This is a genomic window from Vibrio sp. E150_018, from assembly GCF_053544035.1.
The window spans coordinates 250,381-270,915 of sequence record NZ_JBHGNY010000003.1 but is presented as its reverse complement, the minus strand read 5'-3'; the positions used below and the strand labels follow the sequence as shown (position 1 = coordinate 270,915).

Genomic DNA, 20,535 nt, shown 5'->3' with positions numbered 1-20,535 from the left:
AATCATTGTTTGGCATGGTAGTGATTACTTTAATAACCATGATTTTTATATTTGAAGACACTCAAACGCTACCAGTACGAACGTTATGCCATCCTTTGCCAATTGGCCTACCCTAGAGTTTTTAAGCAAACACGGTATGGTTTTGATCCCAATGGCCAACGCATCATCTATAACGCCAAAGGAAAAACCTTAATCCGTGTATTGTGGTGTAAAGATAAAGAAGAAGTGATTGTTGTTATTAAAGGCTCGCATAGCATAAGTGACTGGCTGTTAAACTTTGCAATGTGGCATAAATCTTGTCTTCCTACCTTAGGGTTGCCATATTCCATACATGCTGGCTTTTATTATTTATTACACCAAGAAAGCATACCATCTCATCGTGACGATAGATTGGGTGACTCTGTTTATACCCGTTTAGAGACGATACTGACCCCGCTGATAGAGGAAGGTAAAAGAATTAGTATTACCGGGCACTCTTCTGGCGGTGCTATTGGATTAGTGTTTGCCGATTATTTAGAGACAAAGCACCCGAATATCATAAAACGTGTAGTGACCTTTGGTCAGCCTGCCATCGGAGGGTGGCGGTTTCGACGACGTTATCAATTAACAAGAAGAACATTTCGTGTCTGCTGTGATATTGATATCGTCACCTTTCTACCTCCTATTCCATTTATGTATTGGCATGTAGGAAAAATGTTGTGGTTATACAATGGACGTGTTTATGAAAATACCCCGACAATTTTACGGTTAGGTCGTTCATTATTGAGTTGGTTAATCAGACCATTTTCTTATCATTTAATGAGTAAGTATATACGTGACAAAGATTTTTTTGATGAACGATAACATAAGCGAAACATTCCTCAAACAATTGATTTTATCTCTAAAAATCAATATTGATCTGAGTTAAAAAAACGTTTTTCTCATATTAAATAGATAGCTGATATTGCTTGTATTTGGTATCTTAAACACAATTTTTAGTAGTAATTGAGCACCTGAATCAATGTCAAAAAAATTCGACATGTATTTTATTAAAGACGAGCGTGGTAATCATTTTGCACGATATAAGAACTTAATATTGAGTACTGTTTTTCAGCCTATTTTTAATCAAGAAAATACGATTGTTGGTGTTGAAGCATTGCTAAGAATGAAAAGCGAATCTGGTGAACACATCTGCCCTGGCGACTACTTTTCAGATGATAACCAAGATCAAGATGAAAAAAGCGCAATAGACCTTATTAGTCGAATTCTACACATCAATAATTTTGTTGATTCCCAACATAAAAAAATTAAGTTATTTTTAAACTTCTTACCTAATAGTTTTAAAGCTTTAGAATCCTATTGCCCGCATGAAGTTTGTTTTCTAAAAGAGCTTAACAAGCTTAATCTTTGCTCAAATCAAATCGTACTCGAATTACTTGAGTTTCATTGTGAAAATATTAAACAACTGAAGGCATCTGTTAACAAGATGTATGAGCATGGGTTTGATATTGCGATTGATGACTTCGGTTCGGAATATTCAAATAGCGAACGTGTTGATCTTATTAACCCGAGTATTGTTAAAATTGATCGAATGCTTTTAGAGCAATACATGAAAGGCAAACAAGACAACCTCCTAGAAGCAATGGCTATCGCCAAGGCTTACGATGCTCAAACCGTTATTGAAGGCGTTGAGACTCAACAACAGCTAGATACCATGCAAGCATTAAGTATCGATATGTATCAAGGATATTTCCTTGGCATGCCTGAACCAATGATCCCAGCAGCGTAAGCTCTCTGCTTCAGATACAAAAAAACGTTCACTTCAACTTTGGAGTGAACGCTTTTTTATTGTTTAACTATCGAATAATTAAGTGCGATAAAGTACTTTTACGACGTGCCAGCCAAATTTAGTTTTAACTAAATGAGGTGTAATTAACTCTCCGCTAAAACAGACTTTATCGAAAGCAGGAACCATTGCACCTTTAGGGAACTCCCCTAGATCACCCCCCTTTTTGCCCGATGGACATGTTGAGTACTTCTTAGCTAATGCTTGAAACTTAGCGCCTTTCTTAAGCTGCTGTAGAATGTCTTTTGCTTGAGACTCATGCTTAACTAAGATGTGCAGTGCCGCGGCGGTACGTGCCATATTAACCTCTCTAAATAAAAATAGCGCCCATATTATCGGCGCTATTCTATATAATAAATCTGAATCAAAAGTAAAGACGGATCACCGATACGACGACACAACCTGGTCGTCTTACACCATCGATTTCAACTTTTACTTCACGTTCGATTTCTAAACCACGTTTGATTGGTGTCACTTTCAAAAGCTTGCTACGAGCACGGATCTTATTGCCAGCTTTAACGGGATAAGGAAAGCGAACTTCATTCAGTCCAACATTAACTGTCATTTTAGCGGTTGGAAATGGCGGGTTTTCCTCATCAACACTATCGGTTAAACGAGACAATAAAGATAACGTTAAAAAACCGTGTGCGATAGTCGTTTTAAAAGGTGATTCTGTTGCCGCACGATCGGCATCAGTATGAATCCATTGCATGTCTTCGGTGATTTGGCCAAAAGCGTTAATGCGATCTTGATCAACTGACATCCAGTCACCTACATGAATTTCTTGGTCAATCTTTTCACTTAACTCAAGATACAAGGCTTCTGCTTCCGGTGACATTTCTATTTCAGGAACAACAGTAGGTACGACTTCTTCATTAACAGCGGGTGTTTGATGATCTTTCAGCCAAGGAAATATTTGTTGAGAATTCGCACGATTAATAAAATCAGCCCAGTATTCTCTCAATACTGGCGACATCAAATCTTTTAATTCAAATTGATGTTTCGCTAAAGAATCTGTTTTGTGCTTGATAATATCAACGACTTTCATGTTCAGTCTTTGCCCTATAAGATGTTAGAAGAACTCTTACCAGTTACTCACTAAACGATAATTTTGAACCAGTTCACATATCCGTGCAAATACTTTCGAGCGTACAACTGTATTGCAATTATATGACAATCCTTTTATATCAATTACTTATCGGTATTATATAAATTTTCTATTTGTAGTGAATTTGACATAATCATGACTTTTAACGCGTCTTTTTAAAAGAGATTAATGCCTTAGTTTAGTTGGATATATTTCACTCTATTCATATTTGGTCACTTTTTGTTATTTTTCAAATTAAATAGTTAAAAAGCAAATTAGATAGCTAAAAAAGCCTTGTTATCTCAACAAGGCTTACTCTTATAATCAGGTATTTAAGTATTTGGTCTCTAGGTCGCTTTATTTGAGTTGATAGACTGACACACTACCACTTACCTCATTTGCTACCAGTAACAATGCTTGATTGGTTGGGCTTTTTTGCTTACTTATAAAACGCATACCTTCTGGCGCTAAATCCCCCGCTTTTTCATAATCACCTTTTAAAGTGATTGGCTGGGTTGAATCGTCTATTTCAAAATCAACGGTCAAATCGCGATTCAACTGATAATCGACAAACTTAGATTGATTTGGTTGGCTGATATCATAAATCATGATGCCACCCATACGCTCTAAGCCTATAAAAGCGTAGGTCTTGCCATCTATTTCCCCTATTGCAAGCGCTTCAGGCTCTGAGCCTTTATCGTCAGAGCGATTGTCCATTTTGTTTTCAGTCTCGTTAGTGTTGAAGGTATCTGGAAAACGTTCGGCAATCACATTGGCAAACTCATTTCCACTATCAAAAATTTGTAGCCCCTGTTCATCCCAAATAGAGAACGATCGAGCACCGAAACTGACAACTTTCTCATACAAACCGTCAGCATTTTCATCCCCCATTGCTTTTGTCACTTTAAGACGACCAAGCGCTTGTTTACTCATGTTTTGTTTTGCTGGGTTATTGTCAGCTAACGGTAATTTTGCTGCTCGAGTTTCTTCACTGTAGGCTAGGCAGCCATCTTCTTCATCATACTTTTCACCGCCGGCATCGATACAGGTTTGCTTATCGCTCGCCTCAAACCACCAATCTCGTGAATCGCCTTCATTAGCCGTGACAATGTAACTCTTTCCGTTAACGGTATAACTATGAATCGTATCGGGTTGATATAAACCATAAACCCCTTGCCACGGTTGGATGTTAATCGCCTTATCTTTATCGCTTGCATCAATCCCATTCTTTTCTAAGCCATAATCTTTCAGACCTAATGGGTAAATCACATCAATATTACTTTTTTCTAAATCGACTTTAGCTAAAGCATTATTATCTTGTAAGGAAACCCAAGCATAACGGCTATCAGCACTGACAGTAATGTATTCTGGCTCAATATCTTGTGCTAGTGAGTGTCCTTTTGGACTCGCGTATTTGAATCCTTGTTTTATCAGCTGTTCTTTTTGTTTTTCAAATTTATCAAACATAAGTAAAACAGCGGTATCAACAGGGCCGTTATTATTGAAATCAATCACGCCAATACTGCCAACAGGATCATGCTGGTAATCATTCGTCGGCTCCCCTTCATTTGCAACCACGACCTTTGAACCATCTGGAGTAAATGTCACCATATCGGGTAAAGCGCCAACTTCAACGGATTTAATCAGCTTTGGCTGGTCAGCTTTAATGTGATAGAAAAGAATGGCACCATTTTCTTGTTTCTCTTTATTCGCGGCTGCCACCGCTAACCAGTCACCATAGATGCTTAATGAGTTAGCCGCACCTAGTTGCATAGTTTGATTATTTGCGGTGACCACTTCTTTAGGTAGGGTTAATTGGTTTGCTTTTAATGTGTTGGCAGTATACGAATTTTTAATCGCTTCCGAAGATAAGTTATCTAACTTAATAATATCAATGCGGTTTTTCGCACCGTTAACCACGTAAGCTGATTGTGTACTTTGATGATAGTCGATAATTTCGGCGCCAGCTTCACCATAAATTCCCGTTTGATAACGCCCGACCAGATCCATCGTAAGTGCGTAACTAGGAAAAGCAGAGAGATTGAGTGCTAATACAGATAATACAGGTAATAACTTAGTGTTCATTGTGTTCTATCTTCCTTGGATAATGAAAACACTATGCTCTAGGTTATATTTGAATGTTAAATGACAGCAATATTTCGATTTGATTACGAGAAGAAATTTTGAGATATGAGAAATAAAAAAGACCTACCGAAATCGGTAAGCCTTTGATATAGATGGTGCCCCGGGCCGGACTTGAACCGGCACAGCGCGAACGCCGAGGGATTTTAAATCCCTTGTGTCTACCAATTCCACCACCAGGGCACGCAATTCTTTTGCGATGCGCCTAACCATTTAGCAGTTAAATGAAAAGTTAAGACATCATCTTTAACATCACATTTGCCATGTTAATAAATAGTTTATTAAACAGTAAAGAATCAGCTGTTTAAACAATGTTTGTTACTTTACTGGACTGAGCGATTGAGTCAATAATAAATTTAATCTTTTTAGCTTGAATGCTCAAAAATCCAACCAAACTTCCTAAAATGCTAATAAACTTTGATGAGTATCCTACTTTTGCTTTACCAATTTTTGTCCCAGACTAGGCATATAAGACCATACATGGTCAAAGATATTCATCAATTCTGGGTTTCCGTACTTTGATAAACTTATTGCATGGAAACGGTTATTTCTTTGCTTTAGTGCTTCAACTTGCTGGATCATAGCTTTGGATTGTTTTGGGGCAATAAAGTCAGACAAAATAACCAAATCAGCATGTTGATACTTGTCTCCTTGCATTTGTTTTATTGCTTCTGAAATGGCAGGCTCTAAGTCGGTACCACCATGAAATGTATAGGAAAGAAAGTCACTCGCTTCCCTTAGCCCATCTTGTTTGGTTAGTTGATAAGTGATGTAGTCTGTAGAAAATAACACTACATAACAGTCACGGTCTTCAGCCAAGGCTATCTGCATTAACGCAAAGGCAATAGCTTTTACACATTGCTCAGGAAAGCCACGCATTGAGCCAGATGCATCGACACAAATAATGAATGGGCCGGTATCATTTTCGACTTTAGCGGGAATAGGTTCCATTGCCGTGACTTTCTTCGATGAATGGGCTTTTCCTTCCATCTGGTAATTCATCAAGCGTTTATCAATCAGGTGTTTATAAAACACTACTTCGAGTTCTGGATAGGTAAGAAATAACAGCTCATTAGGGAGTAGTTTATTTAAATCATCACTTTCGTGAATACCAACAATATCGTCAGTCGCTTGTTGAGAGTTTTCTTCTTCAAAACGAATCCCCTCACAATAACTAGGCGGCTCATTAGAATCCTTTTGGTTGGCCATTCGACCTAATTGCTCCGCAATATCTTTTAACTTTGGATGCTTGTTTAAAAAATCGGCCTGCTCTTTCATTACGGACCAATCACTTTTTGATAAGCTGATATTAGTCATGTCCCACATTCGTCCAGCAATAGTTCCAGCATCTTCATTGGGGCAAAGTTGTTCCATTTTCTTTATATTTTCTAAACGTTTACGTAGCTGTTTGAGTTCTTCTTGCTTTTCTAGTTCCAGTTGAGACTCTTGAATTTTCTGAACATTACTTACAATGCGGTTATACCACTGCTGACAAAAATAGTGAGGCAACATGGGGTTCAATTTAGCATTGGAGGATGACAAGATTTTTTTAGCGTCAGGATAAAACTCTGAACACGATTGTAATTGCTCAAGCAGCGTGTCAATTTTCGCTATAAACTCCACTTCGCTCCAATGAATGACTTCCTGGTATAACGCCAATTCTTGTTTGATTTCTTTGGTATGGGGAATGTTATCAACCTTAGCGGCAACTTTACTTTTCCAGCGTTTAAGTTGCGATTTAACCATCCCTCGAACACTTTTATTTTCCTCAACCAAAGGCAATAACTGAGATCGGCCCATTAAATCTTGTAAGGCCACTTCAATCATTTCAGCATCGGCTAATAAAACCGCAATATCTAAAGCATCAATTCCAAGCATGATAATCGCTCATTACTCAAATGCTTCTTGCAAGCGATGAACTTGTTCCATCGCCTCATCGGTTTTTTGTTTGATCGCGTCAGTAAGCTGAGTAAGCTCTTGAATGCTTGATTCGATTTGTAGTAATAAAGCTTTATCCAAGAAGCTATGAGGTAAACTAGAGTGAAACGCTTCACGAGCCTTACGTACATCGAAATCTAAGCGAGTCAATTCTTTCACTACTGACTCGGTTGTTGATTGCCACTGTGTGACTACATCAGGATCAAAACCTTGCTCGGTTGCCAGTGTAATGGTAATGGCACGGTTGCCTATATCTTTAATGACTAAACGCTGTTCTACATCTACATCAAATTGGAAGCGGCATAGATTGGTTTTTTTATTCACAAAACCATACGCTTCCCCACCGCCATCTTTAATAATTTGCTCTAGCTCTTTATAAGGAATGTAAACCCAGCGACTATCACCGGTATCGTGGTTTGTCACTGACATGTTGGTTTCTAATAGAACAAGCTTAACTAAATCCGATGTATTACCGACGCGGTATTTTTTAGCTTTTGATAAGTCATATTGATAAATATTTTTGCGGCGAATCGTCCCTTCTACATCCGACGATAAAGCCATAGCGAATCGCTGAGTGATCGATTTATCCAACTCGGCTAATTTACTCTGCTTTTGTTCAATTTGAGCCCGTAAAGCCCCCTGATGATAGGCTTGTTCACTCGCGAACTCAGCAATACATTCACGAACAATTAAACGAGATTGTGGTGAATTCCATAAGCAATCTTGCAGTAGCAGTAAATCAAGCGCGTTAATGCTATCTCTACCATTAAAGTAGGCGCTGGCTTTTAGTAGTTTAACCGCCTTTTTCCAGCGACGGTCTGACACATATAAATCACTTTCTACTGCCGTCGATGAAGATGCTTGCTCTTTTGCTTCAAGCTTAGATTTTAAGTAGTAAAGTTGTTCAAAGGTACTTTCAGAGAGCTCTAGTTGATCAAGTTCAGTTAACCAGCGATAGTACTCTTCATCTTTAATGGCGAGCCCTTCTGGAAGCTTCGCTTCTTGCGGAGTCCCAACCGTTAACATCGAGTGGAAGTTTTGCTTGTTTTGAATACGGTTAACGAAAACACGAACCAACATACGATCATATAATGCTTCGAGACCACTGTCTTGATTTGGAAGTTCATTGGATGCAGTAATCAATAAGCGCATTGGTATAGGTTCAATATCACTGCCATTTTTGAAGGTTTTTTCATTTACCACGGTAAGTAGTGTATTTAGTATCGCCGGACCTGCTTTCCAGATCTCATCTAAAAACACCACTTGTGAGGTCGGTAAATATCCATCCGTAAGACGAACATAGCGTCCATTGTCTTTTAATTCTTGAATGCTTAGTGGGCCAAAGACTTCTTCTGGGGTAGAAAATCGTGTCATCAAGTATTCAAAGTAGCTATTGCTTTCAAAGGCTTGAATCAAACGCTTAGCAATGAGGCTTTTAGCAATCCCCGGAGGGCCAAGTAAAAAAACACTTTCACCGGATAACGCGGCCAATAAACATAGTTTAATGGTGTCTTCTCGCTCGTAAACACCATCGGACAGCGCTTGAACCAATTTATTGATTCTTTCTGATAACAATGAACGTTCTGTAGCGGTTCTTTTTTGTGCGCTTTCCATGCATCCCTCTTCTAAATATTTCCTTACTAACACTTTGTCTTATTCTGACCGAAAGGTGAATCATTTTTTTATTATGGATCAATTAGCTTATTCATTTTAATGAGGTCTGTACCCAAGTTACTTAAGTGTGGACAGTGTAATCCATCAATCCTTTTGGTAACCTGCATTTAATCTCGCAAGTACATATGAGTAATCATTATGAACCATACTGTTTTACACCGTTGGAAAAATATTCAATTGGCGGAGATTGATGTGGATCTGCCTAATGGCAAGTCTATTCGTCATACCACAATTATCCACCCTGGCGCGGCGGTTATTTTACCTATTACGGATGATGGTAATATTTTATTACTACGACAATTTCGTCCCTCATTAAATAAATGGATTTTAGAACTTCCAGCCGGAACCATTGAAGATAATGAAAGCCCAATAGAATGTGCAAGACGAGAATTAATTGAAGAAACCGGCTATAGCGCTCAACATTTTAAACCTTTGGGACAATGCTCACCTCTAGCAGGATTCTGTGATGAGATTCAGTATTTATTTGTTGCTAAAGGCTTATCTCCGAATCAATCGTTATCACCAGATGATGATGAGGTGATTAATGTCATTAAGGTTTCATTAAATGATATTGAGAACTGGATCAAAACTGATGAGATCACCGATGGAAAAACCATAGCGTGTTTAAGCAAAGCAAAACTGTGTGGTTTTTTAGTTTAGCTATTTAATTTTAAGGAAATGATATGGACTTTCGTTCAGATACGGTTACTCAACCTACGGAAGCGATGCGTATCGCGATGGCAAATGCAATTGTAGGCGATGATGTATATGGGGATGACCCTACAATTAATGCTTTAGAAATCTGGGCAGCAGAGCGTCATGGTTTTGAAGCCGCAATTTTTACTAGTTCAGGAACACAAGCTAACTTACTCGGCTTAATGTCTCATTGTGGTCGTGGTGAGGAGTACTTGTGTGGTCAACAAGCTCATAACTATAAGTTTGAAGGCGGCGGCGCAGCGGTGCTCGGTTCGATTCAACCTCAACCAATCCAGAATGAGCCCGATGGGACGCTTTGTTTTACAAAGCTTGAACAAGCGATTAAGCCCGATGATATTCACTTTGCACAAACTAAGCTATTAAGCTTGGAAAATACCATTAATGGCAAAGTACTGCCGCTTGACTATTTACGTCAAGCTCGTGAATTTACTCAACGTCATAACTTACAACTCCATTTAGATGGTGCTCGTGTTTATAACGCTGCTGTGGCATTAAATGTTGATATCAAAGAGATCGCTTGTCATTTTGATTCTATGACAATTTGTCTTTCAAAAGGACTATCCGCTCCGGTGGGTTCACTTCTATTAGGTACCAAAGAGTTCATCACCAAAGCACGACGTATTCGTAAGATGCTTGGTGGCGGTATGCGTCAAGCTGGCATTTTGGCGGCTGCGGGTAAAATTGCGTTAACAGAACAAGTCAACCGTCTACAAACCGATCATAATAATGCTAAAAGGTTGGCGATTGGTTTATCTGAATTAGATGGCTTTAATATTAACGTAGATCATGTACAAACCAATATTGTCTTTGCTAAATTAGCGCCACATATTGATACACATGCCATGCAATCTCAGTTGAAGAAAGAAGGCATTATTATTAGCCTCGGAAACCCTCTCCGTTTTGTTTTACACAATGATGTTCAAGCCAGTGATGTTGATATCTTAATAGAACGTATTCGTCGTTTTATTACTGCGGATTAGGTGGAATAGATAGGTGTGCATATAAATTAAGTAGGCATGTTCACACCTACTTAATTTTTAATGTTATGCCTTATTTAACGCTATAACTTATAGCGCATCTCCCCGTGAAATAGCTGAAGAATTTTCTTACTTCGGTATATAATGACAAAGAAATATTGGTTGAATAAACACTAAATAACGATGTTGGTAGTAGATTGAGCTCTGTCACTGAAAAAAAGCAAGGTCGCCGCTCCGCTCAAGAAGCTAAGCAGACCAAAAAAGCCATTTTAGATATTGCTGCGGAGCTTTTTTGTCAATATGGCTATAAAAAAGTATCCCTACGTCAAATCAGTGAGCGAGCTAATGTATCTCATAGTTTGCTGCGTTATCACTTTGGTAGCAAAGAGAAGATTTGGCAGCATATTAGTGATCATCTCTATCAATACTTTCAAGAGCACTTTCAATACATCATTGACTCTCTGCCACAAAACCTACCGGAAAATGTTCAGTTATATATGTTGATGAATCGTGTTCTAGCTTGCAGCTTACATGATTCACGTGCCACCTCCTTCCTCGCCGATGCAGTTCAACAAGAAAAAAATATGGTGAGCTACTTCTTAGAGCCAAGTCGTAAAAATAATCAACTGATTGATGGTTTAATACAAGCGTTTAAACAAGATCATCCCAATTCCCCACTTACGTCTAAGACGTTACGTTGGCAAGTTTCAATGTACTCTCATGCGGCGAGTACTTTAGACCCTTTGATGCTACACGCATTTGAATCTGACGATCGTCAATCTGCGCTATTTGCTCATTGGCAACAATTTAGTCGAATATTGGCAAGCCAGCTATATATTGCTAATGAATTTATTGAGTCACCAAGTTGTTTAGATGAGATTATTGTACCGCCACCCAAAAAATCTGATGGGTAGTGGTAACCAATAGATATTAATAAGCAATAGCTATTATCGACGTTTACCTCGAGAACTGTGTATCTTCAATTTTGCTTTTAGCTTTCTCTTTTCTGAAGAACGACGACGTTTGGTTTGAGTCTCCTCTTCTTCAAATGTAGGCTCATAGCCCGGCAGCCATTGCTGAGGTAAGCGTGTATCAAGCAAGGTTTCAATCGCATCTAATAAGTATTGCTCTTGTGGACACATTAAGGAAATTGCTTGGCCTTTCTCTCCTGCTCGTCCAGTTCTTCCTATTCGGTGAATATAATCCTCTGCTTGAAAAGGTAATTCATAGTTAACTACGTGTGGTAGTTGTTGGATGTCTAATCCACGAGCTGCAACATCGGTAGCAATCAACGCTCTTACTTTGCCCGATTTAAAATCATCTAATGCTTTTTGTCTTGCGCCTTGGCTTTTATCACCATTGATAGACGCCGCCTCAATACCATCTAGCTTTAATTCTTTGGCTAACACATCCGAAGTTTGCTTTGTTTTAGCAAATACCAAAACTTGTTGCCAATTTCTAGAGCCAATTAAGTAAGACAGAAGCTCCCGTTTACGCGATTTATTCACCGGGTAGACTATTTGTTCCACGGTTTCTGCAGTGCTATTTTCCGAAGCAATTTGGATCTCAACCGCATCATTGAGCAGATTATAAGCCACTTCTCGAATGCGCTTAGTAAAGGTTGCCGAGAAGAATAATGTCTGCTTTTCTTGGCTCATTCGGCGCAAGATTCGTTGTAGATCCGGCATAAACCCCATATCCATCATGCGGTCGGCTTCATCCAGTACTAGTGTTTGAGTTTGCTGTAAGTGTAAATTGCCAACAAAAAGATGGTCAAGTAAACGGCCAGGAGTCGCCACTACAATATCAGCCCCAGCGTTTAAGTTTTTAGTTTGCACGCTCATGCTGGTTCCGCCATAAACCACGACAATTTTCAAACCTTGGTTATAAGATTCAAGATTGTCGTAGACTTGTTGAGCGAGCTCTCGTGTTGGGGTCAAAATCAATGCTTTAACGGCTGCCCCAAACGTTTTTTTCTGCGGATGGTCTTCAGACTCAGCAATATTATTGTTTCCATTTAAATCAGGGCTACCTAAATTATTATTTCTATCTAATAACTGTTGAATGATAGGCAAACCAAACGCAGCCGTTTTCCCTGTTCCGGTTTGTGCACTAGCAAGCACGTCCTTGCCTTCTAATATTTGGGGAATGGCTTGTTGTTGAATATCTGTTGGCGTTTTAAAGCCAAGATCCGATAAGGTTTGGCAAATTTGGGGAGATAAACCTAAGGTTACAAACGACATAGAGAGCCTAATACGATAAATAAAAAATGAAACTAAACTGAGGCGTTTATTCTATCAAACTTAAGCTCACGACTGTTGATGTTTATCGATGAAACTCTTGTATTACTAAGCACATCAGGATAAAACTGAAAGAACACCGCATGTAACTCTTCATAATGTGCGATTAAAGCGCCACCATAATCATTTAAAGGCCCCATTCTAAGGCTACGGTGTGACATTCTTTCAAGGGCGTAAAGGTGCTATTAATATGTGGGTGCGCTAAACAATTCAGATTATTCCTTATATCCAAGTGACATTTATAACTGGTATGATCTGGTGATTAAATAAACATTTTGAATCATAGTTAAGTATACTGCCAACCTTGACTATTTGATTTTTGCGACACTTATCTTAATACAATGTAACTGAGTGCTAAAGTTAAAGTGGGTTGCTGTAAACCAGTCGCTTTATTACCGCTCAATAACAGGAAACTTATGCACACTTTTATTGATATGCGCATACTGTATAAAGATAAAAGAGGGATTTATAATGAAGAAAAACAACAACGATACCTCTCTTTACGAGGATTCGGAAATTAGCTGCTGCCCAATTTGTTCAAGTGATGAATTTTTGCTGTCAGAAGATCAGGACGTATTGATTTGCGTTGAATGTGGGCCAGTTCCAATAGAAATTAAAAACAGATTACCAAAAACAACTAACTTGGAAGTCCACCTTATAAAATCCGTTCCTACCCTGCATTAGTCTCTGTACTTATCGATAAAGGTTTTTCAGATATTTCATCAGACTTATTACTACGGTTTAGTTGAAAAGGAAGTTAACTAAACCATCGCTGTAATTCAGTTAGACACTTGACCGTTGTTACTTGTGGAGCATCTATATTACTACCAACGGGAGAATAATAAATTGTCTTCAATCCCGCATTAATACCCGCGTAAACACCATTCTCGGTGTCATCAACAAACATACACTCTTCAAGCAAGAATCCCATTTGCATAACAGCAAACAATAATAGATCAGGGTCTGGTTTCCAGCTATTAATATCAAAAGCACTAAAAATCTTATTTTCAAAAATAGGCAGCATTCCTGTTAGTGCAAGAGAATGTTGCATTTTACTTTGTGGTCCATTAGAAGCCACACAAACAGCAATGCCTTTTTGAGTCAAATATTCGACGGTCTGTTTTGCATGTGGAATGGGTTGAAGTTGTTCATCAAAAAGTTGTTTTACTTGTTCACGGTATTTAGGTTCTAACACTTCCATAGGAATACTTAAACCTGCGGCTTGACTGGTGTCTTTCAATATATCGAACATTTTTCCACCCTGAAAATTGTTCATACATTGTTCAAAGCTAATGTCGGCACCATAACTTGCAAACACGTTTACCAGCGCTTGACAACATAAACGTTCACTGTCGACTAATGTTCCATCACAGTCAAAGATGACACATTTTATCTTATCCGTATCCATCATCGCACCTATTCTTTTATTTCAATATATTCAGTGTCGATGTTTATCTAAAAAAGGACAGAATCGATTAAATTTTGTGTTATCTCAAACAGAATTAAAATTTAAAAATTATAACAAGATCACTATTTATACCCAATCAGGGTGAATAACCGTATGTATTATCATAGATTTTGATATTAAATACTGTAAAACATCTGATGAAAAATCCTTCATCTCAAATGAACCTTGAGCGTTTTCTGAAATGACAATATCGGTTAAAACTGCAACGTGATCATCGAGATCAGTTTTACAAATCAGAGCTGAAACGGCTTCACCATTATCAAACCCTAAGAAGAGTTGATATTCGTCATCGAGAATTATTTGTGTAAGAAACTCGATAATAAGCCCTTGCTCTTCTGGGTCACTGGACAGTTGGGATGCTTGAAGAACTGAAAATATAATGGTTAATCGATGAAAATCGACTTCAATAATATCCAACCCTACTTTGTTACTTAGCTTAGCTTTGTTACTTAGTAATGATTCAATCTCAGATACGTTATATTTTATATTTTGTTGAGCTTCTAAATATAGCTTTCGTCCCATTATACTTTCTGGTGTCGGATACTCGACATCAACTTGTTGAGATAGCCAATGATTTTTAGACGAAATATAACTGTCGATTTGAGATTGCATATTTTACCTCAGCGACATTCGTTGCCGCTTTGAACACGTGAGTACGATTTTAACCGTACGAATGATGTCATCCTAACAGCTCAAGACTATAGGGGCTAGTGATAGCAAGCCATTGAATTTATTTTTCATTACTATAGATGGGCTATGATAGACTTTAACTATTATTAAATGTTTTTTCGATGAACAACTACTGATTTATTCCAAAGGAAAGGAACATGATAAAGAAACTTGTGCTTTTATCTGCCATTACACTGTCACTTACTGCTTGTGATAAAAATGAAGTGGGAGATGTCTCTTTGGGAATTTTCACCACCAAAGACATTAAAATTGAAGTGTTATCTGACCCTATTGTGACGGGTGTTACTTGCCATATCTCTAATGTAGAAGCCAATTTAGATTTTGCTGACCCTTCTGATATGGGGATTTCATGTCGTCAAACCGGCGAAATAACGTCAGACATGATAGCTAAAATTGATAAATCGAAGTCAGGCGAAGTGGTCTTTAAAAAGTCGAAAAGTGTGTTATTTAAAACTTTGAAGATACGCCGCATTTATGACCAAAGTTCACAAACCTTGTTATATCTTTCATACAGTACCAAAGAAATTCAAGGTAGTTACAAACATAGCCTATCAACAGTACCTCTTTGGAAAACGAAAGCTTACAAAACACCAGCACAAATTGAAGCTGAAAAAATAGCCAAACAAAATAACGGCTAAAAACGTTAAACCTAGAAAATTGCTAAAAAGCAGCGAATAACATAAAGATATTCGCTGCTTTTTTATGACTACTTTGTATTCGTTTTCTTTCTAAAGATCAGTAGTGATAACAATACTGCTAACCAAATGAAGTTTAACGTCCCACCACTGCTTCCTGAAGAATCAGATTCATTGTTGTCATCTTCTTTTAGTTTAGTAACATCAAATTTAGGAATTTCATTACCATTTAGTACGTTAGCTATCCAATCAGCATAATCATAAACTTCAGTATAAACGCTTTGAGTCGCCACATTAAGATCGCCACATTCTTTAGGGCCGAAACTCACGATCCCAACTTGATATGATTGTCCATTATCTTCATACAATAATGGCCCACCAGAGTCTCCGCCACAAACACCAGAATGTAAGTTATTTTTTTCTTCACCAGTTACACAAATTTGCTTATCAGAAACATTAAAGTTCTGCTTACATTGCTCAGGTTGTAAATATTCGACTTGAACCTCTTTTAAAGAATTGGCGCTGTCAGCTTGTGGTCCTGTTTTACCATAACCTATAACGGTAAATAATTGACCATCAACTCGATAGCTTTCATTTGGTGCTTCAGTTACGTAACTGTTCGAAGAAACAATATTTTCAGGGACCGTAAACTCTAATTTAATAATAGCGATATCATTTTGAAAAGTTGTGGTGTTGTAAGCATCGTAATAAAACACCTCCTTTGCGGCATAAGTGTTTTCCTGATTGAAAATATCTTGTTCAACATCATTAACATTAAATACCACCGCTAAATTTTTAAACTTGGATGGGGTATCGGTATATAGACAATGAGCAGCAGTTAACACATATTGTTCATTGAGCAAAGTACCACCACAAAAACGAGTTACGGTACGTTTGTTATCAGTCACACTATCTGTGATTAATACTCCTATATAGGGAAATGATGAGGTTGAAGTCGTATTGCCATTGATGATGTATGGCATGATTGGAGTCGTGTCTTGCGCATGAAGTAAAGAGGAAAAGCCACATACTGCGAAGACACTTAATGTAAGTAAGTGATTTAATTTTCGTTCCATATTTAAAAATTTTTTATTCATAAAATCCAACAAAATCCATCGATATTATGAACAAGTTTACGCTAAGCTATGGTTGATTTGTATACTTTTATACCACTTAAGAACACATTGATAAAAAAGAAGTTTTATTTATTCTGGAACTTTTCATCTCTTACAAGTTCTATATTTTTACGTAGTTAATTGCTATCTATTTACCTAACCTAACGCCGAAGAGCATCATGTTAAAAATATTAAAAAACATCATTTTACTGACTGTTATTGCCTTTTTTATTGCCGGATGTTCTGACTCCGACACGCCTAAACAAGGTAAGCAATATCAACAACTCACAGCACCATTAACTCAACCGGAAGTACTCCCTGTTACTGAAGTTTTTTCTTTAACTTGTGGACATTGTCGAAATATGGAAGCTTCAATTCCTGATCTAGAAAAGCTGACAGGACAAGATATTGGCAAAGTACACGTGACTTTTAACAATCAAGCACAAGTAGCAGCCTTAATTTATTATGCCGCGGTAATGCAATTGAATCACAAGCCTGATGAAGGCATGATGAAAGATTTATTTGCAGCGATTCAATTAGGTGAAGGTTCAACAATTTCAAAACAAAAACAAGTCATTGATCAAGTCTTCACCTCTCGTCACATGAGCAGCCCTTATAGTTTTGATGACTTACAACAAAAAGCACTCTTCCGTTATTTAGACCAAGCAATGGAAATCAGCAAACAAGGTAAATTTAATTCAGTACCAACCTTTGTTGTTAACGGTAAATATGAAGTACTGGTTGGCGGTCATAAAGACATCGAGGAAATCGCACACACTATTAATTTTCTACTCAAACAACCTTAAGGAACTAACGTGAAAATCATACTTCCTATCATCATTTTATTGTTTGTTGCATTCTTCATTTATCGCAACATTAATAATCAAAAACATGCAGCAGTGAATATTGAACAAGGTAAACAATTTCTAGAGGAAAATAGCCAACGTGAAGGTGTCATTCAAACCGAAAGTGGCTTGCAATATCTAGTGCTAAAAGAAGGTAATGGCACCGTTCACCCTACTGCAACGAGCCAAGTTAAAGTTCATTATCAAGGTACATTGTTAGATGGCACTGAGTTTGATAGTTCTTATAAGCGTGGAGAACCAATTAGTTTTAAACTTAATCAAGTGATCAAAGGTTGGCAAGAAGGCCTACAATTGATGGTAGAAGGTGAAAAGGTTCGTCTATTTATTCCTTATGATATCGCTTATGGAAAAAGTGGCTCAGGTCCAATCCCAGCAGGTGCGACACTAATTTTTGATGTCGAACTACTCGAAATCTTAGATTAACCCTTACTACAGATACAAAAAATGCAATACCAGAGACTGTATTGCATTTTTCAATTTTAGCGTACGTTATACCAATCACACTAATTATCTGAACATTCTTGCTTGTTAAAAGCCTCGATAACTACGTTATAAATCTTGATTGTAGAGCAACTACTTATCCAAATTTTATGCCTTGTTCTCAAGGCTTTTTCCTTCGCAACTTCTGATCATCTAATTAATTTGATTGGTATTACTTATAAAATGCTTCAACTTCACCTTTTAATTTAATCAACATTGGCTGACCAAAACGATCTTTTGCTTTCGGTGATGCAATTTTCACCCAACCTTCACTAACACAGTATTCTTCTACATCAGTCCGTTCTTTACCATTAAGACGGATACCAATCGGTTGCTCAAAACATTCCGCAACATAATGTGGGCTGCGAGGGTTACCAGAAAGGTGATCAGGTAAAGCTGGAGTTGAATTAGTATCGCTCATTATTTTGACCTAGTTTTTAAAAGTGCGCCATTGTATACCTAAGTAGACAAACACCTCAATAATGTATTTACCATTAGGCAATTAGCTGACCATTAACCACCATAATACATGCCATTCCCGCAGACAAAGCAGCCTGTCGCCCTATTTCCGTATCTTCAAAAACGACGCACTCACTAGGCAATAAACCTAATTTTTCAGCTGCTAATAAAAAGGTATCGGGGTTAGGTTTGTGGTTTTTAACATCAGCAGCTGTAATGACGATATCTATTAATGGCAATAAGTTATTATGCTCTAATAATCTCAGTGCATTTTGTTGATTACTGCCCGTTCCAATCGCCAGCTTTTTTTGACCGTAGAATTGTTTTAGGACGTCATAAGTGCAATTTATGATGTTGGCATCCTCAATCAAACCAGCAAACAAACCAGTTTTCATTTCAGCAACCTTTTGAGGATTGATATCAATGTGATATCGTTCATTCAATAACAACGCGACTTTCTGAGTTGGCATTCCACCTAGGCTGTGGATCCATTCTGCATCAAACGGGAAATTGAATGCTTCCGCCGTTTGTTTCCATGCGAGTAGATGTGAAGGCATGGTATCAATTAAGGTGCCATCCATATCGAAAATTAAGCCTTTATAACTAGAAACATCTACTGCCATACGTGCCTCTCTTGTTTTATTTTTGCTGAAACTCGCATCTTGAAATCACTTGGGGGTATATTCGGCAAGCATACCACCGATGCAATTAACAATTCGATAACTAAATCCACAAAATCTGTGAGCTAATGGTCAATTTATGTTAAAAATATCCAATAATGTCGAGCTAGGAAGCTGGGAAATAGAATTAACGGCTATTAGAGCTCAAGGGGCTGGCGGTCAGAACGTCAACAAAGTCTCCTCTGCGATTCATCTGCGCTTTGATATTAATAAATCATCGCTTCCAGAATTCTATAAACAAAGACTACTCGAATTAAAAGATAAGCGAATCACTACAGATGGCGTGATTGTGATTAAAGCGCAGCAATTTCGAACTCAAGAAAAAAACCGTGAAGATGCACTCGAACGCTTAAAACAGATGATTTTAGATGCGGCGAAAGTGGATAAAGTGCGTCGAGCGACTGCTCCATCTAAATCTTCGCAACGCAAGCGTACTGATAAAAAAGTTATGCGTGGTCAAACCAAGAAGTTACGTGGTAAAGTCAACGTTTAGTTTCACATTATCAAATTCCAGAAACAACAAAGCCGCTTAAAAAATAGCGGCTTTTCTGTTTATTTGAGGATGTAATTTAAAGTAAATAAACTAATTATCTTAACCCATGTAAAAATTCAGCGCGTGTAGCTGGGTTTGATTTGAATATTCCACCTAGAGCTGTTGTTGTCGTTACGCTAGTGGCATCCATCACCCCACGCGATTTCACGCAGTAATGCGTTGCATCCATGGTTATTGCAACATCATCAGTTTCTAACAAGGCTTGTAGTGCCACTAAAATCTGCTGCGTCATGCGTTCTTGAACTTGTGGGCGCTGTGCAAAAAAGCGCACAATACGGTTAATTTTAGACAGGCCAATAATTTTACTTCTTGGAATGTAAGCCACCGCCGCCAGGCCATCAATCGTCACTAAGTGATGCTCACAAGTACTAGTAACGGTAATATCTTTTACACGCACCATTTCACTGCAAGACATTTTATTTTCAATCACAGTGATCTTAGGGAAGTTTTTATAATCAAGGCCTGAGAAAAGTTCATCTACGTACATTTTAGCAATACGGCGTGGCGTTTCTTCTAAACTATCATCAGCAAGATCAAGCTCAAGTAGAGACAAAATTTCACGCATATGATATTCAATACGTTCTTTTTTCTCTTCTCTTGATACATCATTCGGATACATAGGAGTTTCAATGCCACGTTTAGCTAAAGCCTTTTGAACTAATAATGCCGCTTCACTTAGCTCAGAATTTACTATTGCGTGTGTATCCAAATTTGCCATTTGATTTCTCCAATTCCAAGGACTTGATTCCTGTGTATAGTGCCTACAACCTATACAAGGCAGATAAGGATACTCGTTCTTAATAAAAAATACATCCCTAAATTGAATGTGCTCTTTCGACAATTTCAACCAAAAATAAGTTTCTTGTCGGTTGTCATTTCATATCACTTCAAATTTAGGGATAATGAGCTCCATTAAACGATGAAAATGA

General features: G+C 37.9%; 21 protein-coding genes and 1 tRNA gene. 9 read left to right on the top strand and 13 right to left on the bottom strand.

The window, feature by feature from the left end; genetic code table 11:
- Positions 1-51: 51 nt before the first annotated feature.
- Positions 52-843 (top strand): lipase family protein, encoded by a 792-nt coding sequence (locus ACE3G9_RS05995; RefSeq protein WP_417878920.1) that lies wholly within the window; start codon positions 52-54, stop codon positions 841-843.
- A gap of 157 nt (positions 844-1,000) precedes the next feature.
- A complete protein-coding gene (locus tag ACE3G9_RS05990; RefSeq protein ID WP_449218671.1) occupies positions 1,001-1,768 on the top strand; it encodes an EAL domain-containing protein in 768 nt (255 codons plus the stop codon).
- A gap of 78 nt (positions 1,769-1,846) precedes the next feature.
- Here the strand turns inward: ACE3G9_RS05990 and ppiC are convergent, their stop codons facing one another.
- The 6 genes from ppiC to ACE3G9_RS05960 all read right to left on the bottom strand — a co-directional run bounded on the left by ppiC (position 1,847) and on the right by ACE3G9_RS05960 (position 8,606).
- A complete protein-coding gene (gene ppiC, locus ACE3G9_RS05985; protein WP_417878918.1) occupies positions 1,847-2,125 on the bottom strand; it encodes a peptidylprolyl isomerase PpiC in 279 nt (92 codons plus the stop codon).
- Between the two features lie 64 nt (positions 2,126-2,189).
- Entirely contained in the window at positions 2,190-2,873 is a 684-nt protein-coding gene (locus tag ACE3G9_RS05980) for a MaoC family dehydratase (protein ID WP_417878917.1), read from the bottom strand.
- A gap of 396 nt (positions 2,874-3,269) precedes the next feature.
- Entirely contained in the window at positions 3,270-4,997 is a 1,728-nt protein-coding gene (locus tag ACE3G9_RS05975) for a choice-of-anchor I family protein (protein WP_449218670.1), read from the bottom strand.
- A 153-nt stretch (positions 4,998-5,150) separates the two neighbouring features.
- Positions 5,151-5,237: transfer RNA gene (locus ACE3G9_RS05970), tRNA-Leu, on the bottom strand.
- Between the two features lie 246 nt (positions 5,238-5,483).
- Positions 5,484-6,932, bottom strand: a complete 1,449-nt coding sequence (viaA, locus tag ACE3G9_RS05965; protein ID WP_417878915.1) for an ATPase RavA stimulator ViaA — start codon at positions 6,930-6,932, stop codon at positions 5,484-5,486.
- A gap of 12 nt (positions 6,933-6,944) precedes the next feature.
- Positions 6,945-8,606 (bottom strand): ATPase RavA domain-containing protein, encoded by a 1,662-nt coding sequence (locus tag ACE3G9_RS05960; RefSeq protein ID WP_449218669.1) that lies wholly within the window; start codon positions 8,604-8,606, stop codon positions 6,945-6,947.
- Between the two features lie 198 nt (positions 8,607-8,804).
- Here ACE3G9_RS05960 and ACE3G9_RS05955 point away from each other — a divergent pair, with 198 nt between their 5' ends.
- From ACE3G9_RS05955 to ACE3G9_RS05945, 3 genes are all read left to right on the top strand, one after another.
- Positions 8,805-9,326, top strand: a complete 522-nt coding sequence (locus ACE3G9_RS05955; RefSeq protein WP_417878913.1) for an NUDIX hydrolase — start codon at positions 8,805-8,807, stop codon at positions 9,324-9,326.
- 23 nt (positions 9,327-9,349) lie between these two features.
- The gene (ltaE, locus tag ACE3G9_RS05950; RefSeq protein WP_417878912.1) at positions 9,350-10,363 is read left to right on the top strand and encodes a low-specificity L-threonine aldolase; all 1,014 of its coding nucleotides are present in this window, start codon (positions 9,350-9,352) and stop codon (positions 10,361-10,363) included.
- Between the two features lie 194 nt (positions 10,364-10,557).
- Positions 10,558-11,274 carry a TetR/AcrR family transcriptional regulator gene (locus ACE3G9_RS05945; RefSeq protein ID WP_449218668.1) on the top strand — a complete coding sequence of 239 codons (717 nt, stop codon included), beginning with the start codon at positions 10,558-10,560 and terminating at the stop codon, positions 11,272-11,274.
- A 33-nt stretch (positions 11,275-11,307) separates the two neighbouring features.
- Here ACE3G9_RS05945 and ACE3G9_RS05940 read toward each other — a convergent pair whose 3' ends face one another.
- From ACE3G9_RS05940 to ACE3G9_RS05930, 3 genes are all read right to left on the bottom strand, one after another.
- Positions 11,308-12,603: a DEAD/DEAH box helicase gene (locus tag ACE3G9_RS05940; RefSeq protein WP_449218667.1), complete on the bottom strand. Its 1,296-nt coding sequence runs from the start codon at positions 12,601-12,603 to the stop codon at positions 11,308-11,310.
- 814 nt (positions 12,604-13,417) lie between these two features.
- Positions 13,418-14,068, bottom strand: coding sequence for a 6-phosphogluconate phosphatase (gene yieH / locus ACE3G9_RS05935; RefSeq protein WP_417878909.1), 651 nt, complete (start codon positions 14,066-14,068; stop codon positions 13,418-13,420).
- Between the two features lie 126 nt (positions 14,069-14,194).
- The gene (locus ACE3G9_RS05930; protein ID WP_417878908.1) at positions 14,195-14,740 is read right to left on the bottom strand and encodes a flavodoxin; all 546 of its coding nucleotides are present in this window, start codon (positions 14,738-14,740) and stop codon (positions 14,195-14,197) included.
- A 215-nt stretch (positions 14,741-14,955) separates the two neighbouring features.
- Here ACE3G9_RS05930 and ACE3G9_RS05925 point away from each other — a divergent pair, with 215 nt between their 5' ends.
- Positions 14,956-15,456: a CreA family protein gene (locus tag ACE3G9_RS05925; protein WP_417878907.1), complete on the top strand. Its 501-nt coding sequence runs from the start codon at positions 14,956-14,958 to the stop codon at positions 15,454-15,456.
- Between the two features lie 68 nt (positions 15,457-15,524).
- Here the strand turns inward: ACE3G9_RS05925 and ACE3G9_RS05920 are convergent, their stop codons facing one another.
- On the bottom strand, positions 15,525-16,550 hold the full coding sequence (locus tag ACE3G9_RS05920; protein ID WP_449218666.1) for a S1 family peptidase: 1,026 nt from the start codon (positions 16,548-16,550) through the stop codon (positions 15,525-15,527).
- A gap of 197 nt (positions 16,551-16,747) precedes the next feature.
- On the opposite strand from ACE3G9_RS05920, the gene ACE3G9_RS05915 reads away from it, so the two are divergent.
- Both ACE3G9_RS05915 and ACE3G9_RS05910 read left to right on the top strand, forming a co-directional pair.
- Positions 16,748-17,374, top strand: coding sequence for a thioredoxin domain-containing protein (locus tag ACE3G9_RS05915; protein ID WP_449218665.1), 627 nt, complete (start codon positions 16,748-16,750; stop codon positions 17,372-17,374).
- A gap of 9 nt (positions 17,375-17,383) precedes the next feature.
- Positions 17,384-17,857, top strand: a complete 474-nt coding sequence (locus ACE3G9_RS05910; protein WP_417878904.1) for an FKBP-type peptidyl-prolyl cis-trans isomerase — start codon at positions 17,384-17,386, stop codon at positions 17,855-17,857.
- A 229-nt stretch (positions 17,858-18,086) separates the two neighbouring features.
- Here ACE3G9_RS05910 and ACE3G9_RS05905 read toward each other — a convergent pair whose 3' ends face one another.
- The gene (locus tag ACE3G9_RS05905; RefSeq protein ID WP_237295763.1) at positions 18,087-18,335 is read right to left on the bottom strand and encodes a DUF3297 family protein; all 249 of its coding nucleotides are present in this window, start codon (positions 18,333-18,335) and stop codon (positions 18,087-18,089) included.
- A gap of 73 nt (positions 18,336-18,408) precedes the next feature.
- Complete coding sequence (locus ACE3G9_RS05900) at positions 18,409-18,996, bottom strand: beta-phosphoglucomutase family hydrolase (protein ID WP_417878903.1); 588 nt, start codon at positions 18,994-18,996, stop codon at positions 18,409-18,411.
- A gap of 136 nt (positions 18,997-19,132) precedes the next feature.
- Between ACE3G9_RS05900 and arfB the strand changes: the two genes are divergently transcribed.
- The gene (gene arfB / locus ACE3G9_RS05895) at positions 19,133-19,546 is read left to right on the top strand and encodes an alternative ribosome rescue aminoacyl-tRNA hydrolase ArfB (protein ID WP_089122903.1); all 414 of its coding nucleotides are present in this window, start codon (positions 19,133-19,135) and stop codon (positions 19,544-19,546) included.
- Positions 19,547-19,640: 94 nt separating this feature from the next.
- Here arfB and folE read toward each other — a convergent pair whose 3' ends face one another.
- On the bottom strand, positions 19,641-20,324 hold the full coding sequence (folE, locus tag ACE3G9_RS05890) for a GTP cyclohydrolase I FolE (RefSeq protein WP_417878902.1): 684 nt from the start codon (positions 20,322-20,324) through the stop codon (positions 19,641-19,643).
- Between the last annotated feature and the right edge of the window lie 211 nt (positions 20,325-20,535).

Bases quoted from the DNA above. Each gene is read 5' to 3' on its own strand.
- ACE3G9_RS05990 (WP_449218671.1), top strand. From the start codon at position 1,001: ATGTCAAAAAAATTCGACATGTATTTTATTAAAGACGAGCGTGGTAAT.
- ppiC (WP_417878918.1), bottom strand. From the start codon at position 2,125: ATGGCACGTACCGCCGCGGCACTGCACATCTTAGTTAAGCATGAGTCT.
- ACE3G9_RS05980 (WP_417878917.1), bottom strand. From the start codon at position 2,873: ATGAAAGTCGTTGATATTATCAAGCACAAAACAGATTCTTTAGCGAAA.
- ACE3G9_RS05975 (WP_449218670.1), bottom strand. From the start codon at position 4,997: ATGAACACTAAGTTATTACCTGTATTATCTGTATTAGCACTCAATCTC.
- viaA (WP_417878915.1), bottom strand. From the start codon at position 6,932: ATGCTTGGAATTGATGCTTTAGATATTGCGGTTTTATTAGCCGATGCT.
- ACE3G9_RS05960 (WP_449218669.1), bottom strand. From the start codon at position 8,606: ATGGAAAGCGCACAAAAAAGAACCGCTACAGAACGTTCATTGTTATCA.
- ACE3G9_RS05955 (WP_417878913.1), top strand. From the start codon at position 8,805: ATGAACCATACTGTTTTACACCGTTGGAAAAATATTCAATTGGCGGAG.
- ltaE (WP_417878912.1), top strand. From the start codon at position 9,350: ATGGACTTTCGTTCAGATACGGTTACTCAACCTACGGAAGCGATGCGT.
- ACE3G9_RS05940 (WP_449218667.1), bottom strand. From the start codon at position 12,603: ATGTCGTTTGTAACCTTAGGTTTATCTCCCCAAATTTGCCAAACCTTA.
- yieH (WP_417878909.1), bottom strand. From the start codon at position 14,068: ATGGATACGGATAAGATAAAATGTGTCATCTTTGACTGTGATGGAACA.
- ACE3G9_RS05930 (WP_417878908.1), bottom strand. From the start codon at position 14,740: ATGCAATCTCAAATCGACAGTTATATTTCGTCTAAAAATCATTGGCTA.
- ACE3G9_RS05925 (WP_417878907.1), top strand. From the start codon at position 14,956: ATGATAAAGAAACTTGTGCTTTTATCTGCCATTACACTGTCACTTACT.
- ACE3G9_RS05920 (WP_449218666.1), bottom strand. From the start codon at position 16,550: ATGAATAAAAAATTTTTAAATATGGAACGAAAATTAAATCACTTACTT.
- ACE3G9_RS05915 (WP_449218665.1), top strand. From the start codon at position 16,748: ATGTTAAAAATATTAAAAAACATCATTTTACTGACTGTTATTGCCTTT.
- ACE3G9_RS05905 (WP_237295763.1), bottom strand. From the start codon at position 18,335: ATGAGCGATACTAATTCAACTCCAGCTTTACCTGATCACCTTTCTGGT.
- ACE3G9_RS05900 (WP_417878903.1), bottom strand. From the start codon at position 18,996: ATGGCAGTAGATGTTTCTAGTTATAAAGGCTTAATTTTCGATATGGAT.
- arfB (WP_089122903.1), top strand. From the start codon at position 19,133: ATGTTAAAAATATCCAATAATGTCGAGCTAGGAAGCTGGGAAATAGAA.
- folE (WP_417878902.1), bottom strand. From the start codon at position 20,324: ATGGCAAATTTGGATACACACGCAATAGTAAATTCTGAGCTAAGTGAA.